Consider the following 23575-nt stretch of genomic DNA (forward strand, 5'->3'; position numbering starts at 1 on the left):
GGATCATCGCGTCTGCAACGACCACTATTGCACTACTCAGTATACCAGCATACCATGACTGCCAAGCGTTTGGAGGAATTCACATCATGGTTGCGATTGCGCTGTTTGGCGCGGGTGGAAAGATGGGCGCACGCCTGTCGCATAATCTGAAGTCGAGCGCATATGACGTTCGTCACGTCGAGTTGAGCGATGCCGGCCGGGCACGCCTGAAGGATGAACTCGGGATCGAGTGCGTCGACAAGGAAGCCGCGCTCGACAATGTCGATGTCGTCATCCTCGCGGTGCCCGACACGCATATCGGCAAGGTCGCGCACGACATCTCGCCGCTGCTCAAAAGCGGCACGATGGTGGTGGCGCTCGATGCCGCCGCGCCGTTCGCCGGGCATCTGCCCAAGCGCGACGATCTGACCTATTTCGTCACGCATCCGTGCCATCCGCCGATCTTCAACGACGAGACCGAGCCCGCCGCGCGCGACGACCGCTTCGGTGGTCTCCATGCCCGCCAGAGCATCGTCAGTGCGCTGATGCAGGGCCCCGAGGAGCATTATGCGCTTGGCGAGGAAATCGCCCGCGTGATCTGGGCGCCGATCCTGCGTTCGCACAAGGTGACCGTCGAGCAGATGGCGCTGCTCGAGCCGGGCCTGTCGGAAACCGTGTGTGCGTCGCTGCTCGATGTCATGCGTGAGGCGATGGACGAAGTCGTCGCGCGCGGCGTGCCAGAAGAGGCCGCCCGCGATTTCCTGCTCGGCCATATGAACGTGCTGGCGGCGGTGATCTTCAAGCACATTCCGGGGGTTTTCTCGGATGCGTGCAACAAGGCGATCACCTTCGGCAAGCCCGTGCTGATGCGCGACGACTGGAAGCGCGTGTTCGAGACCGACGAAATCGCCGCCTCGATCGAGCGCATCACCTGATACAGCGGTTGACGGCCGGGCGCTTCCGCAAGAGGAGCGCCCGGAACGGGGAGAGGCGCATGATCGCACGGCGCACGTTTATTGGCATGTTGGGAGCCGCGACGCTGGTCGCGGGCTGCTCCCGGGGCGCGCGCGCCGATGGCGGGATCATCGCGATCATCATGCCGCCTTATGACAATCCGTTCTTCCGCGCGCAGGCGGTGGCGGCGCGTGATCGCGCCGTCCAGCTCGGCTATGAAGCGCTGATGCTCGTCCATGACGACGACGCCAGCAAGCAATCCGAGATGATCGATACCGCGATCGCGCGCGGGGCGAAGGCGATCATCCTCGACAATGCCGGGGCGGCGGCCACGGTGGCGGCGGTGCGCCGCGCCAAGCTCGCGGGCGTGCCCTCGTTTCTGATCGACCGCGAACTCAACGTGCGCGGCGTCGCGGTGTCGCAGATCGTGTCGAACAATTATCAGGGCGCGCAGATCGGCGCGCAGGCGTTCGTCGATGCGATGGCCGAAAAGGGCAGCTATGCCGAACTGGTCGGCCGCGAGGCCGATACCAATGCGGCGATTCGCTCCGAAGGCTTTCACGCGATCATCGATCAATATCCGGCGATGAAGCAGGTCGCGCGCCAATCGGCGAACTGGAGCCAGACCGAGGCCTATGCGAAGATGGAATCGATGCTTCAGGCCAATCCGCAGATCAAGGGCGTGATCGCGGGCAACGATACGATGGCGATGGGCGCCTGGGCGGCGCTCAAGGCCGCCGGGCGCACCGATGTGATCGTGGTCGGTTTCGACGGCAGCGACGACGTGCGCCAGTCGATCCTGTCGGGCGGCATCCGCGCCACGGTGCTCCAGCCCGCGTCGCTCCAGGCACGCATGGCGGTCGAACAGGCCGATGCCTATCTGCGCACCGGTTCGACGGGGATGCCCGAAAAGCAATTGATCGATTGCATCCTGATCGTGCCGTCCAATGCCGAGCGGCTCCACGATTTCGATATGCGGCCATGAAGGCGCCCGCGCTCCTGATCGGCCTCGTCCTGCTCGGCGGCTGCCGGCTCGAAACCCGCGACGAGGCCGCGCGCCACGCCGCGAGCGGCCAGAGCGCCGACATCGAGGGCATGGCCGCCGAGGCGCTGCGTGCGCTGCCGGCGGCGCTTACCGGCAAGGCGGCCGCGTTCGATCCGCATCTCAAGGGCGATGCCGCGCTGGCGGTGCGCCTGACCGGCACGGTGCTGGCGGTGACCGGCGGCGAGCGGGCGCGCGCGATGGCGATCGATAGCGATGGCGACGGCAGCACCGATGCGATTGTCCAGCTCGGCCCGGTGGTGCGCGGCACCGCGCTGCGCGATGCGCTCGGCACGCGCACCTTCAACGATTTCGACAGCCAGATCGATTACGCCCGTTATGCGCGGCTCATCAACGATCAGGCGGTGGGGCAGGCGCGCGCCGCCGCCAAGGCGATCGCGCCGGGCGCCCGCGTCGTGGTGATCGGCGCCTACCTGCCCGATGGGGATAGCCCGCCGGTGGTGACCCCGGTCACGGTCGAACCCGCCCCGTGAACGAGGCCGCGCCTCGCCTCAGCGCCCAGCGCGTGTCGAAACTCTACCCCGGCGTGCAGGCGCTCGATGGCGTGGATTTCGAGGTGCACGCGGGCGCGGTCAACGTGCTGATCGGTGAGAATGGCGCGGGCAAATCGACGCTGATGAAGATCATCGCCGGGGTCGAGCAGCCCAGCGCGGGCCGCCTGATGCTTGATGGCGAGGAAGTGCATTTCGCCGATCCCGCCGCCGCCGCGCGGGCGGGCGTGTGCATGGTGTTTCAGGAACTCAACCTGTTCGCCAACCTCAGCATTGCCGAAAATGTGTTCATCGGCCGCGAGCGCTGCCGGCTCGGCATCGACATCGATCGCGGATCGGAAATCGAGCGCACGCGCGAGCTGCTGGAACGACTCGATCATCCGCTCGATCCGCGTGCGTTGGTCTCGTCGCTAACGATCGGCCAGCAGCAGATCGTCGAGATCGCCCGCGCGCTGGCGCAGGATGCCCGCGTGCTGATCCTCGACGAACCGACCTCGGCATTGAGCGCGGCAGAGGCCGAGACGCTGTTCGCGGTGATCGCCGAACTCAAGGCGCGCGGGGTCGCGATCGTCTACATCTCGCACCGGCTCGAGGAATTGAAGCGGATCGGCGATTACGTCACCGTGCTGCGCGACGGCCATCTGGTCGCGACCGCGGCGATGGCCGATGTCGACGTGCCGTGGATCGTCCGCCAGATGATCGGCCGCGATGCGCCCGCGCGCGCCGATGCCGCGCCGTGCTGCACGAGCGGTGGCGAGGTGCTCGCGGTTACCGATCTTGTCCTGCCGCGCGAACGCGGCGGCTTCACCGTCGATCACGTCTCGCTCACGGTTGGCGCAGGCGAGATCGTCGGCATTTACGGCTTGCTCGGTGCGGGCCGCACCGAATTGCTCGAATCGATCATGGGCTGCCGCCGCGACGCGACCGGCAGCATCCGTATCGCGGGTGCCGAGATCAGCGCGCGCGACGTGACCGATCGGATGGCCGCGGGGGTCGCGTTGGTGCCCGAGGACCGCCGTCGCGCGGGCTTCGTCCAGAGCTTCTCGGTCGCGCACAATCTGACGATCGCCAGCCTTGGGCGGTTCGCCCGGTGGTGCACGCTCGACCGGCGCCGCGAAGCGACGGCGGTGCGCGGGTCGATCGGCGATCTGGCGATCAAGGTCGCCGGTCCCGAGACGATGGTCACCACGCTGTCGGGCGGCAACCAGCAGAAGGTCGTGATCGGCAAGGCGCTGCTCACCCGGCCTCGGGTGCTGCTGCTCGACGAGCCGACCCGCGGGGTGGATGTCGGCGCCAAGACCGAACAATATCGCCTGATCCGCCACCTCGCCGAGGAAGGGCTGGGGGTGTTGTTCGCCACCTCCGAACTCGACGAACTCACCGCGCTCGCGACGCGCGTGCTGGTGATGTGCGAGGGCAAAATCACGCTCGATCTGCCGTGCGACGCGGCCGATCATGACAGCATTACCGCGGCGGCCAATCCGCGCGCCAGGGCGGCTTGAAAGGAATATCATGCGAGGCGACACGCTGCTCTTGTTGATGCGGCTGCGGACGGTGATCGCATTGGTCGTCGTGCTCGCGGTGTTTTCCGCCGCCGCGCCCAATTTCCTCAGCAGCGCCAATATGGTGCTGATGCTCAAGCATGTGGCGCTCAACGCGATCCTCGCGATCGGTCTCACCTATGTGATCGTCGCCGGGGGGATCGACCTGTCGGTAGGCTCGACGGTCGGGCTGACGGGCATGGTCGCCGGCTTTTTGATGCTCAACGGCGTGCCTGTCGGCGGCGACATGCTGATGCGCTTCAACCTGTTCGAGATCGTCCTGATCGTGCTCGCGATCGGGGTGCTGATCGGGGCCATCAACGGCGTGCTGGTCGCGCGGCTCAAGGTCGCGCCGTTCATCGCCACATTGGGCACGCTCTATGTCGTGCGCGGCGCGGCGCTGCTCTCGTCGGACGGGCGGACCTTTCCCGATCTGGTGGGCGACGCTTATTACGGCACCAGCGGTTTCCCGCTGATCGGCGGCGGCTATCTGCTCGGCCTGCCGGTCTCGGTCTGGCTGCTCGGTGTGATCGCGGCGGTCGCGGCCTATGTCGCGATGCGTACCCCGCTCGGGCGCAAGATCTATGCGGTCGGCGGCAACGCCCATGCCGCCGCCTTGTCGGGCATCCGCGTCAACCGCGTGCTGATCGTCACCTATATGGTCTCGGGTTTTTGTGCGGCGGTGGTGGGGCTCATCATCGCGTCCGAATTGCAGGCCGCGCACCCGGCGACCGGCGACACGTTTGAATTGAACGCGATCGCGGCTGCCGTGCTCGGCGGCGCCTCGCTCGCCGGCGGGCGCGGCACGATCGTCGGCACATTGGTCGGCGCGGCGGTGATCGGCGTGCTCGGCGACGGTATGGTGATGATGGGGGTCAGCGCGTTCTGGCAGATGGTCATCAAGGGGCTGGTCATCATCGCCGCGGTGCTGCTCGACGGCGCACAGGCACGCCTCCAGCACCGCGTCGCGATCCGGCGCGCGGCGGCGATGGCGTGATGCTGCGCGGCGGGCTTATCGGTTGCGGCTTCTTCGCCGCCAATCAACTCCATGCGTGGCGCGATCAGGACGGCGCCGGGATCGTCGCGATCTGCGATACCGATCCCGAACGGCTGGCCGCTACGGGCGAGCAATTCGGCATCGCCGCGCGCTACACCGATGCCGAGGCGATGTTCGCGGCCGAGAATCTCGATTTCGTCGATATCGCCACCACCCCGCCCAGCCACCGCACGCTGGTCGAACGCGCAGCGCGCCACGGCGTCCCCGTGATCTGCCAGAAGCCGCTGGCGGCAACGCTCGCCGATGCCGAGGCGATGGTCGCTGCATGCGCCGCCGCCGGCGTCGCGATGATGGTCCATGAGAATTTCCGCTGGCAGGCACCGATCCGTGCGCTCAAGGCGGTGATCGACGAGGGCCGGATCGGGACGCCCTTCTTCGCGCGCTTCGCGTTCCGCTCGGGGTTCGACGTCTATGCCGCGCAACCCTATCTCGCCGAGGGCGACCGCTTCATCATCGAGGATCTGGGAATCCACATCCTCGATGTCGCGCGCTTCGTGATGGGCGAGGCAGCCACGCTCACCTGCCGTACCCAGCGCGTCAACCCGGCGATTCGCGGCGAGGATGTCGCGACGATCCTGCTCGGCCATACCAGCGGCGCGACCAGCGTCGTCGATTGCAGCTATGCCACCCCGATCCACGACGAATTGTTCCCGCAAACGCTGATCGAGGTCGATGGCGACAAGGGCCGGTTGCGGCTCGGCGCCGATTACCGTTTGACGATCGAGGATCGCACGCGGATCGAGGAACGCGATGTCTCGCCCCCGCTGCTCGCCTGGGCTGAACGGCCGTGGCACGGCATCCAGGAAAGCGTCGCCGCGATCCAGGACCATTGGGTCGCATGCCTGCGTGCCGGGCAGGAGCCAGACACATCGGGGCGCGACAACCTGCGCACGCTCGCGCTGGTCGACGCCGCCTATCGCAGCGCCGCCAGCGGCCGCACGCTCGATGTCGACCCGCGCTGAAATACTCTGCGGCACCGCGGTGCCCGAACCGCCAGTGCTGCGATTCGCGGCCGGGCCACTCTCGTTCGATCTGGTCGGCGGCAACGTGGGGGCGGTGCGGATCGGCGGCGTCGAGATCGTGCGCGGCATCCAATATCTGGTCCGCGACCACGATTGGGGCACGTTGAGCCCGGCGATCGCCGACCTCGTGGTGATGCAGGACACGATCGGCGTCACATTGACCTACAATGCGACGGTGCGCGATCCCGACGGCGGCACGCTCACCTATGCCGCGACGATCGCCGCGACCGAGAGCGGGCTCGATTTCACCGTCGAGGCGCGTGCCGAGAGCGACATCACCACCAACCGGCTCGGCTTTTGCGTGCTCCACCCCGCGCACCTCGCCGGGGCGCCGCTCAGCGTCGAACATGGCGACGGCAGCGTCGAGCACGCGGCCTTCCCCGAATTGATTGCGCCGTGGCAGCCCTTCACCGACATCCGCGCGCTGATCCACCAGCAGCATGGCGCGACGATCGCGTGCCGCCTCGACGGTGACGTGTTCGAGATGGAGGATCAGCGCAACTGGTCCGACGCGTCGTACAAAACCTATGTCCGTCCGCTTGCGCGGCCCTGGCCCTATCGCGTGCCGGCCGGCAGCGTGGATCGCCAGTCGGTGCGGCTGTCGATCGAGGGCGCCGCGATCGTGACGCCGCGTGCCGAGGCCGCGATCACGATCACGCCGGGCGATGGTGTGGGCGCGATGCCGCGGATCGGGCTGGTGGTCTCGGCGGCGGAGGCGGCGGCAACGCTTGCCGCTATAGACGCGCTCGCGACCATCGCGCCGCAGGATCTGCTGCTCAGCTTGCGCGTCGATCGGGGCGAGGGCGCCGCCGAGATGGCGGCGCTGGCGCGCGTTGCCGCCCACACGAACGCGCGGATTACGCTCGAGTGCGTGATCGCGGCCTCGGGCGATCTCGACGAGGAGCTTGGTGCGGTGGCGCGGCATGTCGCCACGGCCGGGCTCGCGCTCGATGGCATCGCGGTGTTCCCGGCGCCCGACCTGCAATCGACTCCGCCCGGCAGTGCGTGGCCGTCATGCCCGCCGTTCGAGGCCATCTACGCCGCCGCGCGCCGGGTCTTTCCCGGCATCGCGCTGGGCGGCGGGATGTTCAGCTATTTCACCGAACTCAACCGCAAGCGCCCGCCGGTTGAACTGCTCGATTTCGTGACGCACGCGACCTGTCCGATCGTCCATGCCGCCGACGATCGCAGCGTCATGCAGACGCTTGAGGCGATCCCGCACATCGTCCACTCGGCGCGCGCGATCATCGGGGCGGCGCCGTATCGCCTCGGCCCGAGCACGATCGGGATGCGGCAGAACCCTTATGGCTCGCGGACGATGGACAATCCCGATCGCGGACGCGTGCCGATGGCCAGCGTCGATCCGCGTCAGGATGGCCGCTTCGCCGCCGCCTGGGCGCTCGGCTATGTCGCCGCGAGCGAGGCGGGCGGGCTCGAGACGCTCACGCCCGGCGCGCTGACCGGCCCGTTCGGTATCCTCGGCCCCGATGGGGAGCGCCCGGTGTTCGATGTCGTGCGGCATCTCGCCACGCTCGCCGGCGCGCCGCGTCGCGGGTGCGGCTCCTCCGCGCCCGATCAGGCGCGCGCGGTCGCGACCGACGACATCATGCTGCTTGCGAACCTTACCCCCGAACCGCGCATCGTGCAGGTCGAAGGCACGCCGCACCGGGTTGAACTCGACGCCTACGAAACGCGCCGCATCGAGATCTGACGCCGCGCCTCAGTGGCTGTGCGCGTAGAGGTGATCCGAGCGTTCGAGGTGTCGCACCATCGCGGCCTCGGCGCCATCGGGGTCGTGCGCCTCGATCCGGTCGATGATCGCGCGATGCTCGGCCAGGGTGCGCTCGCTCTGACCCTGCCAGATCAGCATGTGCGCATGATATTGCTGCAACCAACTCAGCATCGCCTCGCTGACCGCGCTGTAGATCGGGTTGCCGGTGATCTGGGCGATCCTGTTGTGGAACCCCATATCGGCATGGACGAACGCCGCAGCGTCGCCGGTCAGCGCGCGCTGCTGCTCGACGATCGCCCGCAGGTCTGCCACATCCTCGGGGCTCGCGAGCTCGGCCGCCTTGCGCACCATGCCGCGCTCGAAAAAGGTGCGGGTTTCCTTCAGATGCTCAAGCGCGTCGGGCATCGTCGACAGCATCAGTTGCGCGACCATATCGACCTGGTGAATCGCTGCCTTGGCGGTCATCGCGCGCACCCGCGCCCGCTCGCCATGGCTGATCGTCACCAGCCCGAGATTGGCGAGCGCCTGCATCGCCTCGCGGATCGCGGGGCGGCCGACGCCGAAGCGCACCATCAACTCGCGTTCGGAGGGCAGGCTTTCGCCGGGGCCGCGCTCGCCGCTGACGATCATCGCCTTCAATCGGTCGAAGACTTCGTCCGCCAGCTTGCGTCTGACGATGGGTTCGCTCTCGGGATGTGTCACGGCCATGTTCTTCTTCCGAAATCTTTACGTGATCAAGCGCGGTCACGCGGCGCGCAGGATAACCGGATATTGCGGTGACGCGGCCCGAACCGCAATGCATCTGCCGCCGCCCGCCGCCTTCAAAGTATTATAATACGAATTTGAGATTGCTCATGATACCAGCATACCATAACGTGCGAAGCTAGCCGTCGGCTCCGGGCAGCGCAACAGGTCCAGCCGACGAGATCATTCGATCTGGCCGATTGCAGCACGCGCTGGACGCGCGCTCAGGCTTCGACACTAAAGGGGAGGCGAGGATGGAACGGCGCACTTTTTTGGCGGGGACCGCTGCGGGTAGCTTTGCGGTCGCGCTCAATTGGCCGGTGCCGGCGCTTGCCGAGGGCGACGATCGCCTGCTCGCCGGCTTCACCACCCCTCCCGGCGACGCCAAGCCGCATACGTGGTGGCATTGGATGAACGGCAACGCGACCGCCGATGGCATCACCCGCGATCTCGAAGCGATGGCGCGCGTCGGCGTCGGCGGCGTCCAGATGTTCGACGTCGGCTGCGGCATTCCCGCTGGCCCCGCCGGGGTGACGACCCCCGAATGGAGCCGATTGGTCCGCCACGCGGTCGACGAATGCGGCCGTCTCGGGCTGTCGTTCACGCTCCACAATTGCCCCGGCTGGTCGTCGAGCGGCGGTCCGTGGGTCACGCCCGAATTGTCGATGCAGCAATTGGTGTGGAGCGAAATCACGCTCACCGGCGGCAAGGCGATCGATCAGCATCTGCCCGTGCCGCTCGTCCGGCTCGATCATTACCGCGATTCGATGGTGATCGCCTATCCGGCGCTGCCGGGGGATCGCGCCCATGCGCGCGGCCAGATCGTGCGGACCACGCTCGACGGTGCGCCCGCCGAAATCCGCTTGCTGGTCGATGGCGACAGCACCACCGGGCTCGATTTCAAGCCCGGCACCGATCCATCGCAACTCGTGCTCGAATTCGCCAAGCCGTACCGCGCCCGCTCGCTCACGCTGCGTGCGACCGCGGACGATACCGCCAATTACGCGAGCCGCGCGCTGGTGCGGATCGAAGCATCGGATGACGGCACAACCTATCGTCCGGTCGGCGAGGCGCCGATGCCGATCTGGCGGCTGCACACCAACCCGCCGATCATCCTGAGCTTCGACGCGACCAGCGCCAAATTCTTCCGCATCTCGGTGCCGACCGAGATGAAGGTGGTCGAAATGGCGCTCTCGGCCGATCCTCGGATTGCCGATACCGGCGACAAGGCCGGCTGGGGCCGCTACGTCAACGCGGGCGAAACGCCGGGCGATTCCGATGTCGCGATCGATCCCAAGACGGTGATCGACGTCAGCCGGTTCATGCAAGCCGACGGGCGGCTGCGGTGGAAGGCGCCGCGCGGCGACTGGACGATCCTGCGCTTCGGCCACACCGCGACCGGCGCGCGCAATATCGCCGCGCCCGACGCCGGGTTCGGGCTCGAATGCGACAAGTTCAGCGCCACTGCGCTCGATTTCCACTTCGACAAATATTTCAGCGAAGTCGTCTCGGCGATGGAGCGGCTCGGCAAGCGTGATCTCGCGGGCGCCGTCATCGACAGCTACGAAGGCGGGATGCAGAACTGGACCGCCGACCTGCCGGCCGAGTTCGAGGCGCGGCGCGGCTATGCGCTGACGCCCTATATGCCCGCGGTCACCGGCCGCGTCGTCGGCGACGGCGAAACCTCCGAGCGTTTCCTGTGGGATCTGCGCCGCGTCCACGCGCTGCTGATGGAGGATCGCTATTACGGTCGCTTCCATGAATTGTGCGGCAAGCACGGCCTCGTCTCGTACACCGAACCCTATGGCAACGGCCCGTTCGACGATCAGCAGGCCGGCGCGAAGGTCGATGCGCTGATGGGCGAATTCTGGGTTCGCGGCGGGGCCGCGGCTTATTCGGTCAAGGTCGCCGCGACCACCGCGCACGTTCACGGCAAGACCTTTATCGGTGCCGAAAGTTTCACCGGCCGCGCGGCGCAATCGCGCTGGCTGGAGCATCCCTATGCGATGAAGGCGCTGGGCGACGAGATGTATTCGCTCGGGCTCAACCATTTCGTCTTTCACCGCTACGCGCAGCAGCCGCATCCGACCGCGAAGCCGGGGATGACGATGGGCCCATGGGGCTTCCATTTCGATCGCACCAACACCTGGTTCGAAGAGGCCGGGCCCTGGCTGACCTATGCCGCGCGCTGCCAGAATATGCTGCGGCAGGGTCGGTTCGCGGCCGACATCCTCTATTTCAGCGGCGAGAATTCGCCGGTGCAGGTGGCGGTCCATATCGAGGAGCCGATTGCCGCTACGCTCTCGGGCGCGCGGCCCAAATTGCCGCAGCCGGTGCCCGCCGGCCATGATTACGACGTCGCCGACGCCGATGTGCTGATGAACCGCGTGCGGATCGAGGACGGCGAGATCGTGCTGCCCGACGGCATCCGCTATCGCGTGCTGGTGATGCCCGAGGATCGCCGCATCTCACGCGAACTGCTGGTCAAGCTCGCCGGTTATGTCCGCGCGGGCATGTGGCTGGTCGGCCCGCGGGTCGAGCAGTCGCACGGGCTGGCCGGCTATCCCGACAGCGATGCCGAGGTCCGGCGCCTGGCCGACGAACTCTGGGGCGATCTCGACGGCAAGACGCGCACCGCGCGCAACGTCGGGCGCGGCCGGGTGTTCTGGGGGATGCCGCTTCGGCAGGTGCTCGATGCGGCGGGGCTTGCTCCCGATGTCGAGATCACCGCGCGCACGGCCGATCCGTTCACCAACTGGATTCATCGCCGCACCGACGATGCCGACATCTATTTCGTCGCCAACGGGCGGCGCCGGGTGGAGGATCTGGTCTGCACCTTCCGCGTGGCGGGCCGCCGCCCCGAATTGTGGGACGCGATGACCGGCAAGACCCGCACGCTGCCGGTCTATGAAGAGGTCGACGGGCGCACCCGCGTCGCGCTGCGGCTCGAAGAAGTGGGCTCGTGCTTCATCGTCTTCCGCAAACCCGCCGCTGGTGGTGTGCCGATGCTGACAGGGCCGGCGGGCCCGGTGCTGCAAACCCGGCCATACCGCGTATCTGCGGGAATCGAAGCCGCGCACAATTTCACCGTCACCGCATGGATCAAACCCGAGACCGATCTCTGGCCGGTGACCCCGGCGATCGCCTCCGACAGCAACGATCCCGAAACCGTCGCCGCGCGTGCCGAGGCGCTCGCGCGCGTCGGGGAATTGGTGACGCTCGGCAATGCCGGAGCCAGCTTCGTGCTCGATCCACCCGCGGGCGATGCCACGTTCGGTGCGGGCCATGCCACGCTCGCGGTATCGGTCGGACGCAACGGGGTGATTCTCTATGAGAATGCGGGCGTCACCTATCGCGCAGTGCTCGCGCTGACGGTGCCGATCGCGGGCTGGACGCATCTCGCGGTCAGCTACGACAATGGGCGCCCCAGCGTGTTCCTCAACGGCGCGCTGATCGGCACCGGCACCGCCTCGCCCTCGCGCGTCCATGCGATGACGGGCTTCGCCGGCGCCCGGCCGCGCTATTTCGAGGGCGATCTCGAAGCGCTCGAAGTCCATGCACGCGTCTTTTCGGCCACCGACCTCGGTGGGCGTGTGGCGGCAGGGCCGCCGACGCCCGCCGACGTGCCGGCGATCGAGGTCGCCGACAACGGCCTGCTGATCTGGCGCGACGGCGCCTATACGCTCGGCACGCGCAAAATCGAGGCACGCGGCATTGCGCCGGCGGCGTCGCTGGCCGGGCCGTGGCAGGTCGCGTTCCCGCCCGATCTCGGCGCGCCTGACGCGATCGTGCTCGATCGGCTGGGGTCGCTCCATCGCCACAAGGATTTCGGGGTCCGGCACTTTGCGGGCACCGCGACCTGGCGCACGCGCTTCGACGTGGCGGCGCGCGCGCTCGGCAGCGATCGGCGGGTCTATCTCGATCTCGGCCGGGTCGAGGTGATCGCCACGGTGCGCGTCAATGGTCGTGCGCTCGGCCAGCTCTGGAAGCCGCCGTATCGGATCGACGTCACCGATGCGGTGCGCGCGGGCACCAACATGCTCGAGGTCGAGGTCACCAACCTGTGGCCCAACCGCCTGATCGGCGACGAGCATTTCCCGGCGGAATATGAGTATAATGTCACCGCGCACAGCGTGACCGGCGGCATTTCGGCGATCCCCGACTGGTATCGCGCGGGCAAGCCCAAGCCGGCGAGCGATCGCGTCGCCTTCACGACGTGGAAGCATTACGACGCCAAGGCGCCGCTGCTCGAATCGGGGCTGCTGGGGCCGGTGCGCCTGCTCAATGCCAAACTCTATCCGCTTGCCTGAGCGGATAGCGGCGGGCGCCGGTTACGGCAGCCTTGACGGCCCCGGCGTTCACCGCCGGGGCCGTTGTCGTTTTACCAGGGCTTGGAGCGCGCCACGGCCAACCCACGCACGTCGTTGGGCCATTTGCCGCTGACCGCGCAATAGAAGTGATAGAGCGCGCCGTCGTGATAGATCACCGCCGGCTTGTGCGCATATTTCTCGTCGATCGATCCGGGCGGGCCGACGTCGATCAGCACCTCGTCGACCTTCTTGAAGCTGGTCAGGCTGTCGCCCATCGCCAGCAATTCGCGCGCATGGCCGTCATAGGCGAGCCCGAAATAGAACATCCCCCAGCGGCCGCGATGCTTGACCAGCACCGGATCGCTCGCGAAGCGCGCGTCGGGCGCGCCATTGGGGCCGTTCGGGATCACCGGGTTGCCGGGGTGGCGCGTCCAGGTCTTGAGATCCTTCGAGGTCGCGATGCCGGTCTGCTCGTGCCACGGCTGGCCCGTCGTCTTGGCGTTGTAGAACAGATAGAATGTATCGCCGTCCTTCATGATCGTGGGCTTGTAGAGCCCGCCGCGCTCCCAATCGGCGCCGTCCTCGGCGCGCAGGATCACGGGGCCGCGCTCCCAGTTCATGAAATCGTCGCTCCAGGCGATGCCGATCACCGCGGGGCCCTCTTCATATCCGGGGCTCGGATAGGCGTGCCATACCGCGACATAGCGGCCGTCGACCTTGAGCAGCCGGCCGGGTGATTGCAGATCGTTCTCGCGCAGGATCGACGCGCAGGCGATATTGTAGCGGGTGATCGGATCGTTGGGGTCGCGCGCCATGATGACGCCGAGCCGGCGCCAGTTGATCAGATCGTCCGATTCGCAGATTCCGGTCTGGTAACCGATGCCGTCGAACCCGACGTGCGTCAGATAGAATTTGCCGTTGGCCGAAAAGACGAACGGGCAATCGACCGCTTTTTCGTCGAAACTGCCGGGAATGCCCGATCCGCCGAGGATCAGCTTGGGATATTTATAGGGCGTGCGATAGGGCGCGACCGGGTCGGCGGCCATGGCCCGTGCGGCGTCGGGCAGCAGCAGCGCGCCGGTGCCGGCCATGGTTGCGCCGAGAAGCGAACGACGGTCGATCATGTTGTGTAGTTCCTCAGTGTGGTAGAGTTGGGGGTGAGGGGGCGGCGCCTTGCCGCGCCCCGTCAGGATTTGGCGCCGGCCTCGACCTTGGCGATCCGGCCCACCCCGTGGCCGATGATCGCCCGCATCGCCGCCGACGCGGCGGGGCCGTCGCGGGCCTCGATGGCATCGACGATGCGTTCATGGCCGCGCACGCTGACCTTGTGTTCGTGCTCCTCGCGGAACGGCGAACTCAGCGTGAACGAGGCGACCAGTGCGGTTTCGACCACCGCCGACATCGACCGCATCAGGACGTTGCCCGATGCCTTGCCGACCGCGCGGTGGAAATCGAGATCGACCTCGGCGAATTCGCGCGCGCTGCCGGTTGCGTCCCACATCTGCGCGATGCAGCGCCGCAATTCGGCAACATCCTCGTCCGACCGGTGCTCGGCGGCTTCGGCGGCGGCGGCGGGCTCCAGCGCGAGGCGCACCTGGGTCAAATCGTGGCGGAAATGGGCATCGAACCCCTGGCTGACCTTCCACGACAGCACATCGGCGTCGAAGAAATTCCAGTGCGAGGAATCGAGCACGGTGGTGCCGACGCGCGTCTTGGAGACGATCAGCCCCTTGGCGGTCAGCGTCTTGAGCACTTCGCGCAGCACCGTGCGCGAGACGCCGAATCGGTGCAGGATTTCGCTTTCGGAGGGGATTTTCGATCCCGTGGGATAGACCCCGGCGAGGATTTCGCTGCCCAAGGTGCGTGCGACCTGATCGTGGCTCGACAAGGTGCCTTCGGTATAGCGCCCGAATTTGGCCGGAAATGCCATCGCCGAAACTCCTGCTCGACCGTTGCCGCCATGCATCGCCGACGCGGCGGGGAGCGCTACCGCTCCGTCGCCCGATGCCCCGGCGTGGGAAATATCATCGGTCATTTTGCTGCCCGAAAGCAACAGCGTTGCCGGTTGGTCGGCGCGGAATTGTCGAACATCGCTGCGACACCGCACGCGTGAAATGATTGCCTAGCCATTTGCCCTCTCTTGTATTTTTCAATTGGTAATATTTTATACAAGCACTGGCAAGGTCACCGACCCTATCACCTGCATTTGGGCGGCAGGCCCGTGGTCGATGCGATCGGCGCGGCGCGGGTACAAACGAAAACAGGCCCGACCGATAACCCGGCCGGGCCTGTTTGAGGGTTGCGTTCGCAACATTCAATGGTGGGCGTGGCAAGGATTGAACTTGCGACCCCTGCGATGTCAACACAGTGCTCTACCACTGAGCTACACGCCCACGAGGAGGCGGGCTGTAGCCGGGGAGGCCGGCGTATGCAAGCGCTCTATCGTCCGTTTCGAAAGGTGGCACGGGCCCGCTCCGCCGCCCCGCCTTCCAGTCAGGATGATATCTTGGGAAGTGGGGGTGGGAAGCGGGCCGGTGCTGCCTCCACAGACGGGGCATAAACTCTATTTGCCGCCCGACATGTGCTCGATCTCGAACATGCGATCGACCTCGAGCACAAGGTCGCGCAGGTGGAACGGTTTGGAGAGGACGCGCGCCTCGGGCATCGTCCGCCCGGCCTTCAGCGTCACCGCGGCGAAGCCGGTGATGAACATCACGCGCGTGTCGGTCGAGATCTCGGCACAGCGCTGCGCCAGTTCGATCCCGTCCATCTCGGGCATGACGATATCGGTCAGCAGCAGGTCGAAATGCTCGGTTTCGAGCAACGGAATCGCTGCCGTGCCGCGATCGACCGCGCTCACCGCATAGCCCGACCGCTCGAGCGCACGCGTCAGATATTCGCGCATCACCTGGTCATCTTCGGCCAGCAGAATTCGGATCATTGGGCGCCCCTACGCTTCACGAACGTGTCTATGCGCAAAGCGTTTAAGATTTTCCAGCCCGCAGCGCGTCCCGCAATGTGACGATTGCCGTCGAGCGGTGCGCGGCATAGGATGGACGGGACATGGAGAATGCGCCGCCGTTCGACCGCCACGGGCCTGCCGAGCCAACCAGCCCGGTGGTCTTGTCGGTGCCGCATGCGGGGCGGGACTATCCCCTGCAATTGCGGGCGGCGCTGCGGGTGCCGATCGGCCAATTGGCCGCGCTGGAGGATCGCGCGGTCGATCAGGTGGCGCTGGCCGCGCGGATCGGCGAAACCACGTTCGTCCAGCGCCGTGCGCGTGCCTGGATCGATCTCAACCGCGCCGAGCACGAACGCGATCCGCGCGTCGATGAAGGCGCGTCGATCACCCGTTTGCCTTTCCCCTCGGCCAAGCTGCGCAGCGGCCTCGGGCTGGTGCCGCGCCGCGCCGCGCGCTCGGGCGATCTCTGGTGTCGCCGCTTCACCGCCGAGGAGATCGTCGCGCGCATCCGGCTCGATCACCGGCCGTATCACGCGGCGCTGTCGCGCGCGCTCGCTGCCGCGCGCGCGCGGTTCGGGGTGGCGGTGCTGCTCGACCTGCATTCGATGCCCCCGCTCGGCACCGGGGGCGATACGGTGCGCATCGTCCTGGGCGATCGGTTCGGCAAGAGCGCGCGCGCGCGCTTCGTCGCCCGGCTCGAAGGCGAGGCCGCGGCCATGGGATGCCGCTATGCGCTCAACAGCCCTTATGCCGGCGGGCATATCCTCGAACGCCATGCCGCGCCGCGTGGCGGGATTCACGCGGTCCAGATCGAATTCTGCCGCACGCTCTATCTCGATGCCGCGCTCGATCGGCCAGGCGAGGGGCTGGAGCGGACCGCGGCACTGTTGCGCCGGATGATCGACGCGCTCGCCGATGAGGCGCTGGCGCAGCCCGGGGCGCTCGCGGCCGAATGAAGGATTGGATTGCCGCCCATCCTCGCAACCCGAACCCTCATAAAAAACCACCTCGTGCATGACGCACGAGGTGGCCAAGGTTCAGGGAGGACACACGCCCGAAGGCGTGCCATACGACCTCGCGAAAGGGGGGGACACGAAGCCGTACTCCACGAATATAGGGCACGGTGCCGGGGGCTTCAAGGGCTGCGCATGGCGCAATCGACGCCGCTTTTACACGCTCCGTCAGCGCTTTGATGTGATCCCCGGGATCATCCGCGCGAGCACACCATCCTTGAGCAGCAGATGGTGGCGCAGCGCGCCCGCGACGTGCAGCAGCACCAGCCCGGCGAACAGCAGCCCCAGCACTTCGTGCAGATCGTGCGCCACGCCCGCGGTCGGCTTGGTCACCGGCAGCAGCGGCACGTCGAACAGCCCGAACCAGCCGAGCGGGCGCGGCGGATCGCCCGCCGATACCATCGCCCAGCCGGTCAGCGGCATAATCAGCAGCAACGCATAAAAGGCCCAGCGCGCCGCCTTGGCGGCGGTGCGTTCCCAACCCGCAAGCTCGGCGGGCAGCGGCGGGGGCTGGTGCCCCAGCCGCCACGCAATCCGCCCGAGCGTGAGCGCAAGCACGGTGATCCCCACCGCCTTGTGCGTTCCCATCAACGCCTTGAGCGCCGGCACCCCTTCATGGAAGATGCCGACGACAAGGTTGAACAGCACGAGCAACGCGATGACCCAGTGAAACCAGATCGCGCCCGTCGAGTACCGATCGGCAGGCCCCGTTGCGCGTGCCATGGCGGCCTCAGGCGACCGGATCGAGCTGCGGTTGCGGCTGCGGCATCTTGCCGAGCTGCATCTGGCGGCCGAAAATCTCGCGCATCAGCGACAGCGAGAAGAGGTGCGCATAGAGCAGCGGCAGCATCCCGTTCTGGTTCGCCCGGCGCAGTTGATCGCCGCGCAGATCCTGCAGCTTCTTCTCGTCGACCATCTGGAAGCCGCGATAGATGAACGGCCGCTCGGCGCCCTCGGGCTGGATGCTGATCTCGCCGTCCATCAGCAGGCCCAGATCCTTGAGCTCCTTCATGAACGCCTGGGTGCGGGCACCGGCCTGTTCGAAGGCCTCGTTGAACTGGAGGATGCCCTTGGTGAACTCGGTCGGCTGGTCGCCGTCGAACAAGGCTTCGCCTTCCTCGAAATCGCCGATCGCGTCCGAGGTCGGGTCGAAGCACAGCGACAATTCCTGCGCATCGGGGCGCAGCCGCGCGAGCATGTACGGATAGCGACGGATATAGGCCGGGATGTACAGGTTCTTCTCGGTGATCGTGCCTTCGTCGTCGACGAACACGTTGACGCCTTCGTTGAGCCCCATCAGCGCGATCGGAATCGCATCGTCGCCGAGCGTGAAAACGATCGGCATGAAGCGCTGGACCAGCGCGAATTCGTCGATCGTCAGCGGCACGGCGTGATGATTGGCGAGGAACGGCGCCTTGTCGCGGGTGCGCGTACGGAATTTGGCGTGCGCCTGGCTCGAAAGCGGTTCGAGGGCGTTATAGAAAAGCGGAAGCTGATTCTGCGGCGCGCTGGCCATTGAAAACTCTCCATGCAAGGCGCGGCGCGCCGGTTGTTGCGGTTGACGGCTCTATTTCCCGGCGGGCTCGCGCGCAAGCCTGACGAGTTTGCCGGGATTGAGCAACCCGGCGGGGTCGAAAGCCGCCTTGATCGCGCGCAACGCCCCGAGCCGCGCGGGCGCGCCGAGGCGTTCGAACTCGGCGAGCTTCATCTGCCCGATCCCGTGTTCGGCCGAAATCGATCCCCCCGCTGCGACGACCAGATCGTCGACGAATCGCGTAATCGCGGGCGCGTCGTCGGCATACCAGCGGTCGGCAGCGGCCCCGGCCGGCGCACGCACATGGAAATGGACGTTGCCGTCGCCCAAATGCCCGAACGCGGTCGCGTGGGTGCCGGCAAAGCGGGCTTCGGCGGCGGCGGCGGCGTCGAGCATGAAGCGCGGCATCGCCTCGACCGGTACCGAAATGTCGAATTGCAGTGCCGGGCCGCCGGCGCGCTCGGCTTCGGAGAGCGACTCGCGCAGCCGCCAGAATGCCTCGGCCTGGGCGTCGCTCGCCGCGATCACGGCATCGCCGATCAACCCGTCGGCCAGTGCGGGTGCCAGCAGCCGCTCGAGCAAGCTCGCAGGCGCTTCGGCTTCGGAATCACTCGCCACGGCCTCGATCAGCACATGCCAGGCGTGCGGGCCGGTAAGCGGCGCGCGCGTGCCGGGGATATGGTCGAGCACGCGGCGAAGCGAATCGCCGCGGATGATCTCGAAGCTTTCGACTCGATCGGTCGCGGCCTGCATCCGCCGCAGCAAGGCGAGCGCCGCCATCGGGCTTGCGCACCCGACCCAGCCGACCGCGCGCGCGGTGATCGCGGGGGCAAGCCGAAGCGCGGCGGCGGTGACGATCCCCAGCGTGCCCTCGGCTCCCACCAGCAATTGGGTCAGGTCGTAGCCGCGATTGTCCTTCTTGAGCACCGCCAGCCCGTCATGCACCGCGCCGTCGGGCAGCACCGCTTCGATTCCCGCGACCAGCCCGCGCATCGTCCCCCAGCGCAGCACCTGCGTGCCGCCGGCATTGGTCGAGACCAGCCCGCCGATCGTCGCGCTCCCCCGCGATCCCAGCGTCAGTGGAAAGCGACGCCCCTCGGCCGCCACCGCCTCGTGCAGCGTCTGGAGAATCACCCCGGCCTCGGCGATCGCAAGGTTCGCGGCCGGGTCGATCGCGCGGAGCCGGTTCATCCGCCGCAGCGACAGGATCAGCGCCGACCCGTCCTCGGGCGGGGTCGCGCCACCGACCATCGAGGTGTTGCCGCCCTGCGGCACCAGCGCGACGCCGCGTGTGCGCGCGGCGGCGACGATCGTCGCGACCTCTTGCGTCGATGCCGGGCTGAGCAAGGCGGGGGCATGGCCGTGCCAGCGGCCGCGCCAATCCGATTCCCACGGCGCAATCGCGGCGCGGTCGGTGGTGATCGCCTTGGGGCCGATCCGGTCGCGCAAATGATCGAGCAGGGCGGTTTGGCGCGGGGTCATGGCCGTATCGCGTAGCACGTGCGACCGGCCGGGCAAATTCATCGACTGTTCAACCCTCGGGGCTAGAAGCGATGGCCGCATGTCGAGCTTCGTCCTTCCTGCCGCGCTGATGCTGGCGCTGGTTGCGCCCGGTGCTGCCGCGCCGCTGGGGCCGCCGGCCGGGATCTGGCAGCAATTGACGATCCGCCAGCGGATCGTGGTGCGCGTACCGCGGATGCCGGTGCCTGCCGAGGCGCGGATGCCTGCCGCCGACATCCGGCCGATCCGCTGGGAAGAAAAGAACGGGCCCAAATGCATCGCGGTCGAAACGCTCGCCGCCGCAACGATCACCGAGTCCGACAGCGTCGATCTGGTGGTACGCGGCGGCAGCCGGCTACGCGCCAAGTTGGGCGATAATTGTCCGGCACTCGATTTCTATTCGGGCGTCTATTTGAAGCGAACGAGCGACGGGAAATTGTGTGTGCGGCGCGATTCGATACGCTCGCGTTCGGGTGATGCGTGCCCGATTGTCGCCCTCAAGCGCCTTGTGCCCGCGCGCTGACGCGCAGGAAACCTTGACATTCACCGTCAAATCCGCGAGCGCGGGTCGCGCAACACGCTTGAGCCGTGACGCTCCTCATTTCCGGATCACCCAATGAACTTTGCCGATCTCGGCCTCTCGGATGAATTGCTTCGCGCGGTTGCGGAAGCGGGTTACGAGGCGCCGACGCCGATTCAGGCCAGCGCGATTCCCAGTGTTCTGATGATGCGCGACATCATCGGTGTCGCGCAGACGGGCACCGGCAAAACCGCGTCTTTCGTGTTGCCGATGATCGATATTCTCGCCGAAGGGCGCAGCCGCGCGCGGATGCCGCGCAGCCTGATCCTCGAGCCGACGCGCGAACTTGCCGCGCAGGTCGCCGAGAATTTCGAGAAATACGGCAAATATCACAAGCTCTCGATGGCGCTCCTGATCGGTGGTGTGTCGATGGGCGATCAGATCAAGGCGCTCGAAAAGGGCGTCGATGTGCTGATCGCAACGCCGGGGCGGCTGATGGACCTGTTCGGGCGCGGGAACATCCTCTTGACCGCGTGCAATCTGCTCGTGATCGACGAGGCCGATCGGATGCTCGACATGGGGTTCATCCCCGATATCGAGGAAATCTGTGCCAAGCTGCCGCGCCAGCGCCAGACCTTGCTGTTCTCGGCGACGATGCCGGCGCCGATCAAGAAGCTCGCCGACAAGTTTCTCGACAATCCCAAGACGATCGAAGTCGCGCGCCCCGCGAGCACCAATGTCAACATCACGCAATGGCTGGTGCCGGTCGCCTCGGCGGACAAGCGCGGGCGGTTGCGCGATCTGTTGCGGCAGGACGAGGTCCGCACCGCGATCATCTTCTGCAACCGCAAGACGACCGTGCGCGAGTTGAACAAGAGCCTCAAGCGCTCGGGTTTCCGCACCGGCGAGATTCACGGCGACATGGAACAGCCGCAGCGGCTCGCCGAACTCGATCTGTTCAAGCGCGGGGAGATCAACATCCTCGTCGCCTCCGACGTCGCGGCGCGCGGGCTCGACATCAAGGGGGTCAGCCATGTCGTCAATTATGACGCGCCCTGGCATCCCGACGATTATGTCCACCGCATCGGTCGTACCGGCCGGGCGGGCGCGACCGGGGTCGCCTATACGTTCGTGACCCCCGAAGACGCCGAGAATGTCGCCAATATCGAAAAGCTGACCGGGCAGACGATCGGGCGGCTCGACGGCAAGCCCGCGCCGCGCGACGCGGCGCCCGAACCGGTCGAGGCACCGGTCGAGGCCGAAAAGCCGGCGCGTCGTGGTCGCGGTCGAGGTCGGGACAAAGAGCGCGCCCCCGAGCGTGAGGCGCCCCGCGAGGCTGCCCGCACCGAACGCGCGCCCGAACGCGAAGAAGCGCCCGCCGACCGCGCACCGCCGCGCGACGACCACCGGCGGGATCGCGCGTCCGACCGCCGCCCCGATCGTGCCCCGCGGCACCGCGACGACGATCAGGGCGAGGATGACGGCGGCTGGAACGGCCCCGTCCCCGGCTTCCTGTCGGCGCGGATCGCCTGATTGCGGCGATGGGCGGCGTGGTCGAGATCGTGCCGCGCCGGCCGATGGCGAGCCCGTGCATCAATCGCTGCGTGCTCGATCCGGCCAGCGGTCGCTGCCTCGGCTGCGCGCGCACCGGCGACGAGATCGCGCGCTGGACCCGCATGACCGACGCCGAGCGCGCCGCGGTGATGGCGGCACTTCCCACGCGTTAGGCCGGCCCGCTCACCCTGAGCCTGTCGAAGCACCGTTCTTCTCTCTCTCTCTCTCTCTCTCTCTCTCTCTCTCTCTCTCTCTCTCTCTCTCTCTCCGCCTCACACATCGGGCAGCACCTGGTCCGCCACGCCCCAGCCGGTGAGCGCGCGGGCATTGGCGCGCGCGATCAGCGTGTCGCGATCGTCGACCGAGAACATCGCGGGAGTCTCGACATCCTCCAATTCGCTCCATGAAACCGGCGCCGCCACCGGCGCCCCGCTGCGCGCGCGTGCCGAATAGGGCAGGATCGCGGTCGACCCGCGCTGATTGCGCAGCCAGTCGATGAAGATCTTGCCGGTGCGCCTGGCCTTGGCAATCGTCGCGGTGAAGTGCTTGGGCTCGGCCTCGGCGCGCGCGCGGGCAAAGCGCTCGGCGAAGCTTTTGACCGCGTCCCATCCGGCCTCGGGGGTCAGCGGCACCACGACATGCACCCCCTTGCCGCCCGAGAGCATCGCGAAGCTGGTCAGTCCCATGTCGGCGAGATGCCGTTTGAGATCGACCGCGGCTTTCCTGACGTCGCCGAAATCGAGCCCCGCGTCGGGATCGAGATCGAACACCAGCCGGTCGGGCTGTTCGAGCGTCGCCACCGACGATGCCCAGCCATGGAATTCGATCGTCCCCATCTGGACGCATTGGATCAGCCCCGCGGCATCCTCGACGTAGAGATAGGGCGCAACGCCGCCGTCTTTCTCGGCGATGTCGACGTGATGCACCGGCGCGCCGAACGAGCCCGTATCGTGCTTCTGGAAGAAACATGCCGCGTTGCGCCCTTGCGGGCAACGCAACAGGCTGATCGGCCGGTTTGCCGCCCAGCAAAGCATCAGCGGCGCCACCGCCGCATAATAATCGGCAAGCTGGCCCTTGGTGATCTTACTGTCGTCGAACAGCAGTCTTTCGGGATGCGTCACTTTGGTGCGCGCTGGTGCTTTGGCGGATGTCTCGGGCACGGCGTCCTCCGCAGGCTTGTCGCCGCGCAGCCCCCGAAAGCTCGGGCGGCGCAGCGCGTCATCGCTATCGTCGGCATCGAGCGCGCCCGGCTCGACCCTTTTTCGTATCCGTCCGGCCGACGGTTCGGGGATCGGCCGGAAGCCGACCGCGAGTCCGACTTGATCGCGCTGTCGATCGCGACCGGGATCGGGGCGCGGGCTACCCATTCAATGCCCCTGGGCCCGAGTCGTTCCGCAGTGTCGGTCGCGCCGTGCGGTTGGGCAGGGATGGCGGCACGATGTCCGCGCTGTCCTACAGCGCGGCATTGGTTTATGGACGCGGGCCATGCGCATCGCCGGTCTTTATACCCGTCTTTCCATCACCCCGTCACGGACGCTTCGGCACCGGGCGCGGCAACCGTGCCAGCGCGTCAACTTTGTCAACGTCGCGTGGCGGAAG

Annotated in this window: 19 protein-coding genes, 1 tRNA gene and 1 pseudogene; 12 read left to right on the forward strand and 9 right to left on the reverse strand. The window is 67.2% G+C overall.

The window, feature by feature from the left end; translation table 11 throughout:
- Window positions 1-86: 86 nt before the first annotated feature.
- From NFE57_RS06235 to apnL, 7 genes are read left to right on the forward strand one after another with little or no spacing between them, the layout of a single operon-like run.
- Window positions 87-914, forward strand: coding sequence for a phosphogluconate dehydrogenase C-terminal domain-containing protein (locus tag NFE57_RS06235; RefSeq protein WP_286207687.1), 828 nt, complete (start codon window positions 87-89; stop codon window positions 912-914).
- A gap of 59 nt (window positions 915-973) precedes the next feature.
- A complete protein-coding gene (locus NFE57_RS06240; protein WP_252134713.1) occupies window positions 974-1918 on the forward strand; it encodes a D-ribose ABC transporter substrate-binding protein in 945 nt (314 codons plus the stop codon).
- A complete protein-coding gene (locus NFE57_RS06245) occupies window positions 1915-2469 on the forward strand; it encodes a DUF2291 family protein (protein ID WP_252134714.1) in 555 nt (184 codons plus the stop codon). The genes NFE57_RS06240 and NFE57_RS06245 overlap by 4 nt, the downstream gene beginning before the upstream one ends.
- Entirely contained in the window at window positions 2466-3989 is a 1524-nt protein-coding gene (locus tag NFE57_RS16740; protein ID WP_252134715.1) for a sugar ABC transporter ATP-binding protein, read from the forward strand. Before NFE57_RS06245 ends, NFE57_RS16740 begins: the two co-directional genes overlap by 4 nt.
- A gap of 10 nt (window positions 3990-3999) precedes the next feature.
- Window positions 4000-5025 (forward strand): ABC transporter permease, encoded by a 1026-nt coding sequence (locus tag NFE57_RS06255; protein WP_252134716.1) that lies wholly within the window; start codon window positions 4000-4002, stop codon window positions 5023-5025.
- The gene (locus NFE57_RS06260; RefSeq protein ID WP_252134795.1) at window positions 5025-6047 is read left to right on the forward strand and encodes a Gfo/Idh/MocA family protein; all 1023 of its coding nucleotides are present in this window, start codon (window positions 5025-5027) and stop codon (window positions 6045-6047) included. Before NFE57_RS06255 ends, NFE57_RS06260 begins: the two co-directional genes overlap by 1 nt.
- The gene (apnL, locus tag NFE57_RS06265) at window positions 6031-7818 is read left to right on the forward strand and encodes a D-apionate lactonase (RefSeq protein WP_252134717.1); all 1788 of its coding nucleotides are present in this window, start codon (window positions 6031-6033) and stop codon (window positions 7816-7818) included. Before NFE57_RS06260 ends, apnL begins: the two co-directional genes overlap by 17 nt.
- Window positions 7819-7827: 9 nt before the next feature.
- On the opposite strand, the gene NFE57_RS06270 is transcribed toward apnL, so the two are convergent.
- Complete coding sequence (locus NFE57_RS06270; protein WP_252134718.1) at window positions 7828-8547, reverse strand: transcriptional regulator NanR; 720 nt, start codon at window positions 8545-8547, stop codon at window positions 7828-7830.
- A gap of 290 nt (window positions 8548-8837) precedes the next feature.
- Here NFE57_RS06270 and NFE57_RS06275 point away from each other — a divergent pair, with 290 nt between their 5' ends.
- The gene (locus tag NFE57_RS06275; protein ID WP_252134719.1) at window positions 8838-12893 is read left to right on the forward strand and encodes a glycosyl hydrolase; all 4056 of its coding nucleotides are present in this window, start codon (window positions 8838-8840) and stop codon (window positions 12891-12893) included.
- A gap of 71 nt (window positions 12894-12964) precedes the next feature.
- On the opposite strand, the gene NFE57_RS06280 is transcribed toward NFE57_RS06275, so the two are convergent.
- From NFE57_RS06280 to cpdR, 4 genes are all read right to left on the reverse strand, one after another.
- Complete coding sequence (locus NFE57_RS06280) at window positions 12965-14017, reverse strand: glycoside hydrolase family protein (protein WP_252134720.1); 1053 nt, start codon at window positions 14015-14017, stop codon at window positions 12965-12967.
- A gap of 62 nt (window positions 14018-14079) precedes the next feature.
- Entirely contained in the window at window positions 14080-14823 is a 744-nt protein-coding gene (locus tag NFE57_RS06285) for a FadR/GntR family transcriptional regulator (protein WP_252134721.1), read from the reverse strand.
- A 388-nt stretch (window positions 14824-15211) separates the two neighbouring features.
- Window positions 15212-15286, reverse strand: a tRNA-Val gene (locus tag NFE57_RS06290).
- A 170-nt stretch (window positions 15287-15456) separates the two neighbouring features.
- Window positions 15457-15834, reverse strand: a complete 378-nt coding sequence (gene cpdR, locus NFE57_RS06295) for a cell cycle two-component system response regulator CpdR (RefSeq protein WP_252134722.1) — start codon at window positions 15832-15834, stop codon at window positions 15457-15459.
- Between the two features lie 122 nt (window positions 15835-15956).
- Between cpdR and NFE57_RS06300 the strand changes: the two genes are divergently transcribed.
- Window positions 15957-16811 (forward strand): N-formylglutamate amidohydrolase, encoded by an 855-nt coding sequence (locus NFE57_RS06300; protein WP_252134723.1) that lies wholly within the window; start codon window positions 15957-15959, stop codon window positions 16809-16811.
- A 225-nt stretch (window positions 16812-17036) separates the two neighbouring features.
- On the opposite strand, the gene NFE57_RS06305 is transcribed toward NFE57_RS06300, so the two are convergent.
- The 3 genes from NFE57_RS06305 to NFE57_RS06315 are packed head-to-tail and all read right to left on the reverse strand — an operon-like array spanning window position 17037 to window position 19884.
- The gene (locus NFE57_RS06305) at window positions 17037-17591 is read right to left on the reverse strand and encodes a cytochrome b (protein ID WP_252134724.1); all 555 of its coding nucleotides are present in this window, start codon (window positions 17589-17591) and stop codon (window positions 17037-17039) included.
- A gap of 7 nt (window positions 17592-17598) precedes the next feature.
- Window positions 17599-18384, reverse strand: a complete 786-nt coding sequence (locus NFE57_RS06310; protein ID WP_252134725.1) for a SapC family protein — start codon at window positions 18382-18384, stop codon at window positions 17599-17601.
- A gap of 51 nt (window positions 18385-18435) precedes the next feature.
- Window positions 18436-19884 carry an FAD-binding oxidoreductase gene (locus NFE57_RS06315; RefSeq protein ID WP_252134726.1) on the reverse strand — a complete coding sequence of 483 codons (1449 nt, stop codon included), beginning with the start codon at window positions 19882-19884 and terminating at the stop codon, window positions 18436-18438.
- 79 nt (window positions 19885-19963) lie between these two features.
- Between NFE57_RS06315 and NFE57_RS06320 the strand changes: the two genes are divergently transcribed.
- The 3 genes from NFE57_RS06320 (at window position 19964) to NFE57_RS06330 (ending at window position 22149) form a co-directional block, all read left to right on the forward strand.
- On the forward strand, window positions 19964-20425 hold the full coding sequence (locus tag NFE57_RS06320) for a hypothetical protein (RefSeq protein WP_252134727.1): 462 nt from the start codon (window positions 19964-19966) through the stop codon (window positions 20423-20425).
- 93 nt (window positions 20426-20518) lie between these two features.
- Window positions 20519-21955 carry a DEAD/DEAH box helicase gene (locus NFE57_RS06325; protein ID WP_252134728.1) on the forward strand — a complete coding sequence of 479 codons (1437 nt, stop codon included), beginning with the start codon at window positions 20519-20521 and terminating at the stop codon, window positions 21953-21955.
- An 8-nt stretch (window positions 21956-21963) separates the two neighbouring features.
- Window positions 21964-22149, forward strand: coding sequence for a DUF1289 domain-containing protein (locus NFE57_RS06330; protein WP_252134729.1), 186 nt, complete (start codon window positions 21964-21966; stop codon window positions 22147-22149).
- Between the two features lie 99 nt (window positions 22150-22248).
- On the opposite strand, the pseudogene ligD reads toward NFE57_RS06330, so the two are convergent.
- A pseudogene (gene ligD, locus NFE57_RS06335) lies at window positions 22249-23199 on the reverse strand (non-homologous end-joining DNA ligase); the annotation flags it as partial.
- Window positions 23200-23575: the final 376 nt, after the last annotated feature.

Source organism: Hephaestia sp. MAHUQ-44, assembly GCF_023806085.1.
In the GTDB taxonomy this organism is placed as follows: domain Bacteria; phylum Pseudomonadota; class Alphaproteobacteria; order Sphingomonadales; family Sphingomonadaceae; genus Sphingomonas.

Coding starts and splice junctions, on each gene's coding strand:
- NFE57_RS06235 (WP_286207687.1), top strand. CDS start 87: ATGGTTGCGATTGCGCTGTTTGGCGCGGGTGGAAAGATGGGCGCACGC.
- NFE57_RS06240 (WP_252134713.1), top strand. CDS start 974: ATGATCGCACGGCGCACGTTTATTGGCATGTTGGGAGCCGCGACGCTG.
- NFE57_RS06245 (WP_252134714.1), top strand. CDS start 1,915: ATGAAGGCGCCCGCGCTCCTGATCGGCCTCGTCCTGCTCGGCGGCTGC.
- NFE57_RS06255 (WP_252134716.1), top strand. CDS start 4,000: ATGCGAGGCGACACGCTGCTCTTGTTGATGCGGCTGCGGACGGTGATC.
- NFE57_RS06260 (WP_252134795.1), top strand. CDS start 5,025: ATGCTGCGCGGCGGGCTTATCGGTTGCGGCTTCTTCGCCGCCAATCAA.
- apnL (WP_252134717.1), top strand. CDS start 6,031: ATGTCGACCCGCGCTGAAATACTCTGCGGCACCGCGGTGCCCGAACCG.
- NFE57_RS06270 (WP_252134718.1), bottom strand. CDS start 8,547: ATGGCCGTGACACATCCCGAGAGCGAACCCATCGTCAGACGCAAGCTG.
- NFE57_RS06275 (WP_252134719.1), top strand. CDS start 8,838: ATGGAACGGCGCACTTTTTTGGCGGGGACCGCTGCGGGTAGCTTTGCG.
- NFE57_RS06280 (WP_252134720.1), bottom strand. CDS start 14,017: ATGATCGACCGTCGTTCGCTTCTCGGCGCAACCATGGCCGGCACCGGC.
- NFE57_RS06285 (WP_252134721.1), bottom strand. CDS start 14,823: ATGGCATTTCCGGCCAAATTCGGGCGCTATACCGAAGGCACCTTGTCG.
- cpdR (WP_252134722.1), bottom strand. CDS start 15,834: ATGATCCGAATTCTGCTGGCCGAAGATGACCAGGTGATGCGCGAATAT.
- NFE57_RS06300 (WP_252134723.1), top strand. CDS start 15,957: ATGGAGAATGCGCCGCCGTTCGACCGCCACGGGCCTGCCGAGCCAACC.
- NFE57_RS06305 (WP_252134724.1), bottom strand. CDS start 17,591: ATGGCACGCGCAACGGGGCCTGCCGATCGGTACTCGACGGGCGCGATC.
- NFE57_RS06310 (WP_252134725.1), bottom strand. CDS start 18,384: ATGGCCAGCGCGCCGCAGAATCAGCTTCCGCTTTTCTATAACGCCCTC.
- NFE57_RS06315 (WP_252134726.1), bottom strand. CDS start 19,884: ATGACCCCGCGCCAAACCGCCCTGCTCGATCATTTGCGCGACCGGATC.
- NFE57_RS06320 (WP_252134727.1), top strand. CDS start 19,964: ATGTCGAGCTTCGTCCTTCCTGCCGCGCTGATGCTGGCGCTGGTTGCG.
- NFE57_RS06325 (WP_252134728.1), top strand. CDS start 20,519: ATGAACTTTGCCGATCTCGGCCTCTCGGATGAATTGCTTCGCGCGGTT.
- NFE57_RS06330 (WP_252134729.1), top strand. CDS start 21,964: ATGGGCGGCGTGGTCGAGATCGTGCCGCGCCGGCCGATGGCGAGCCCG.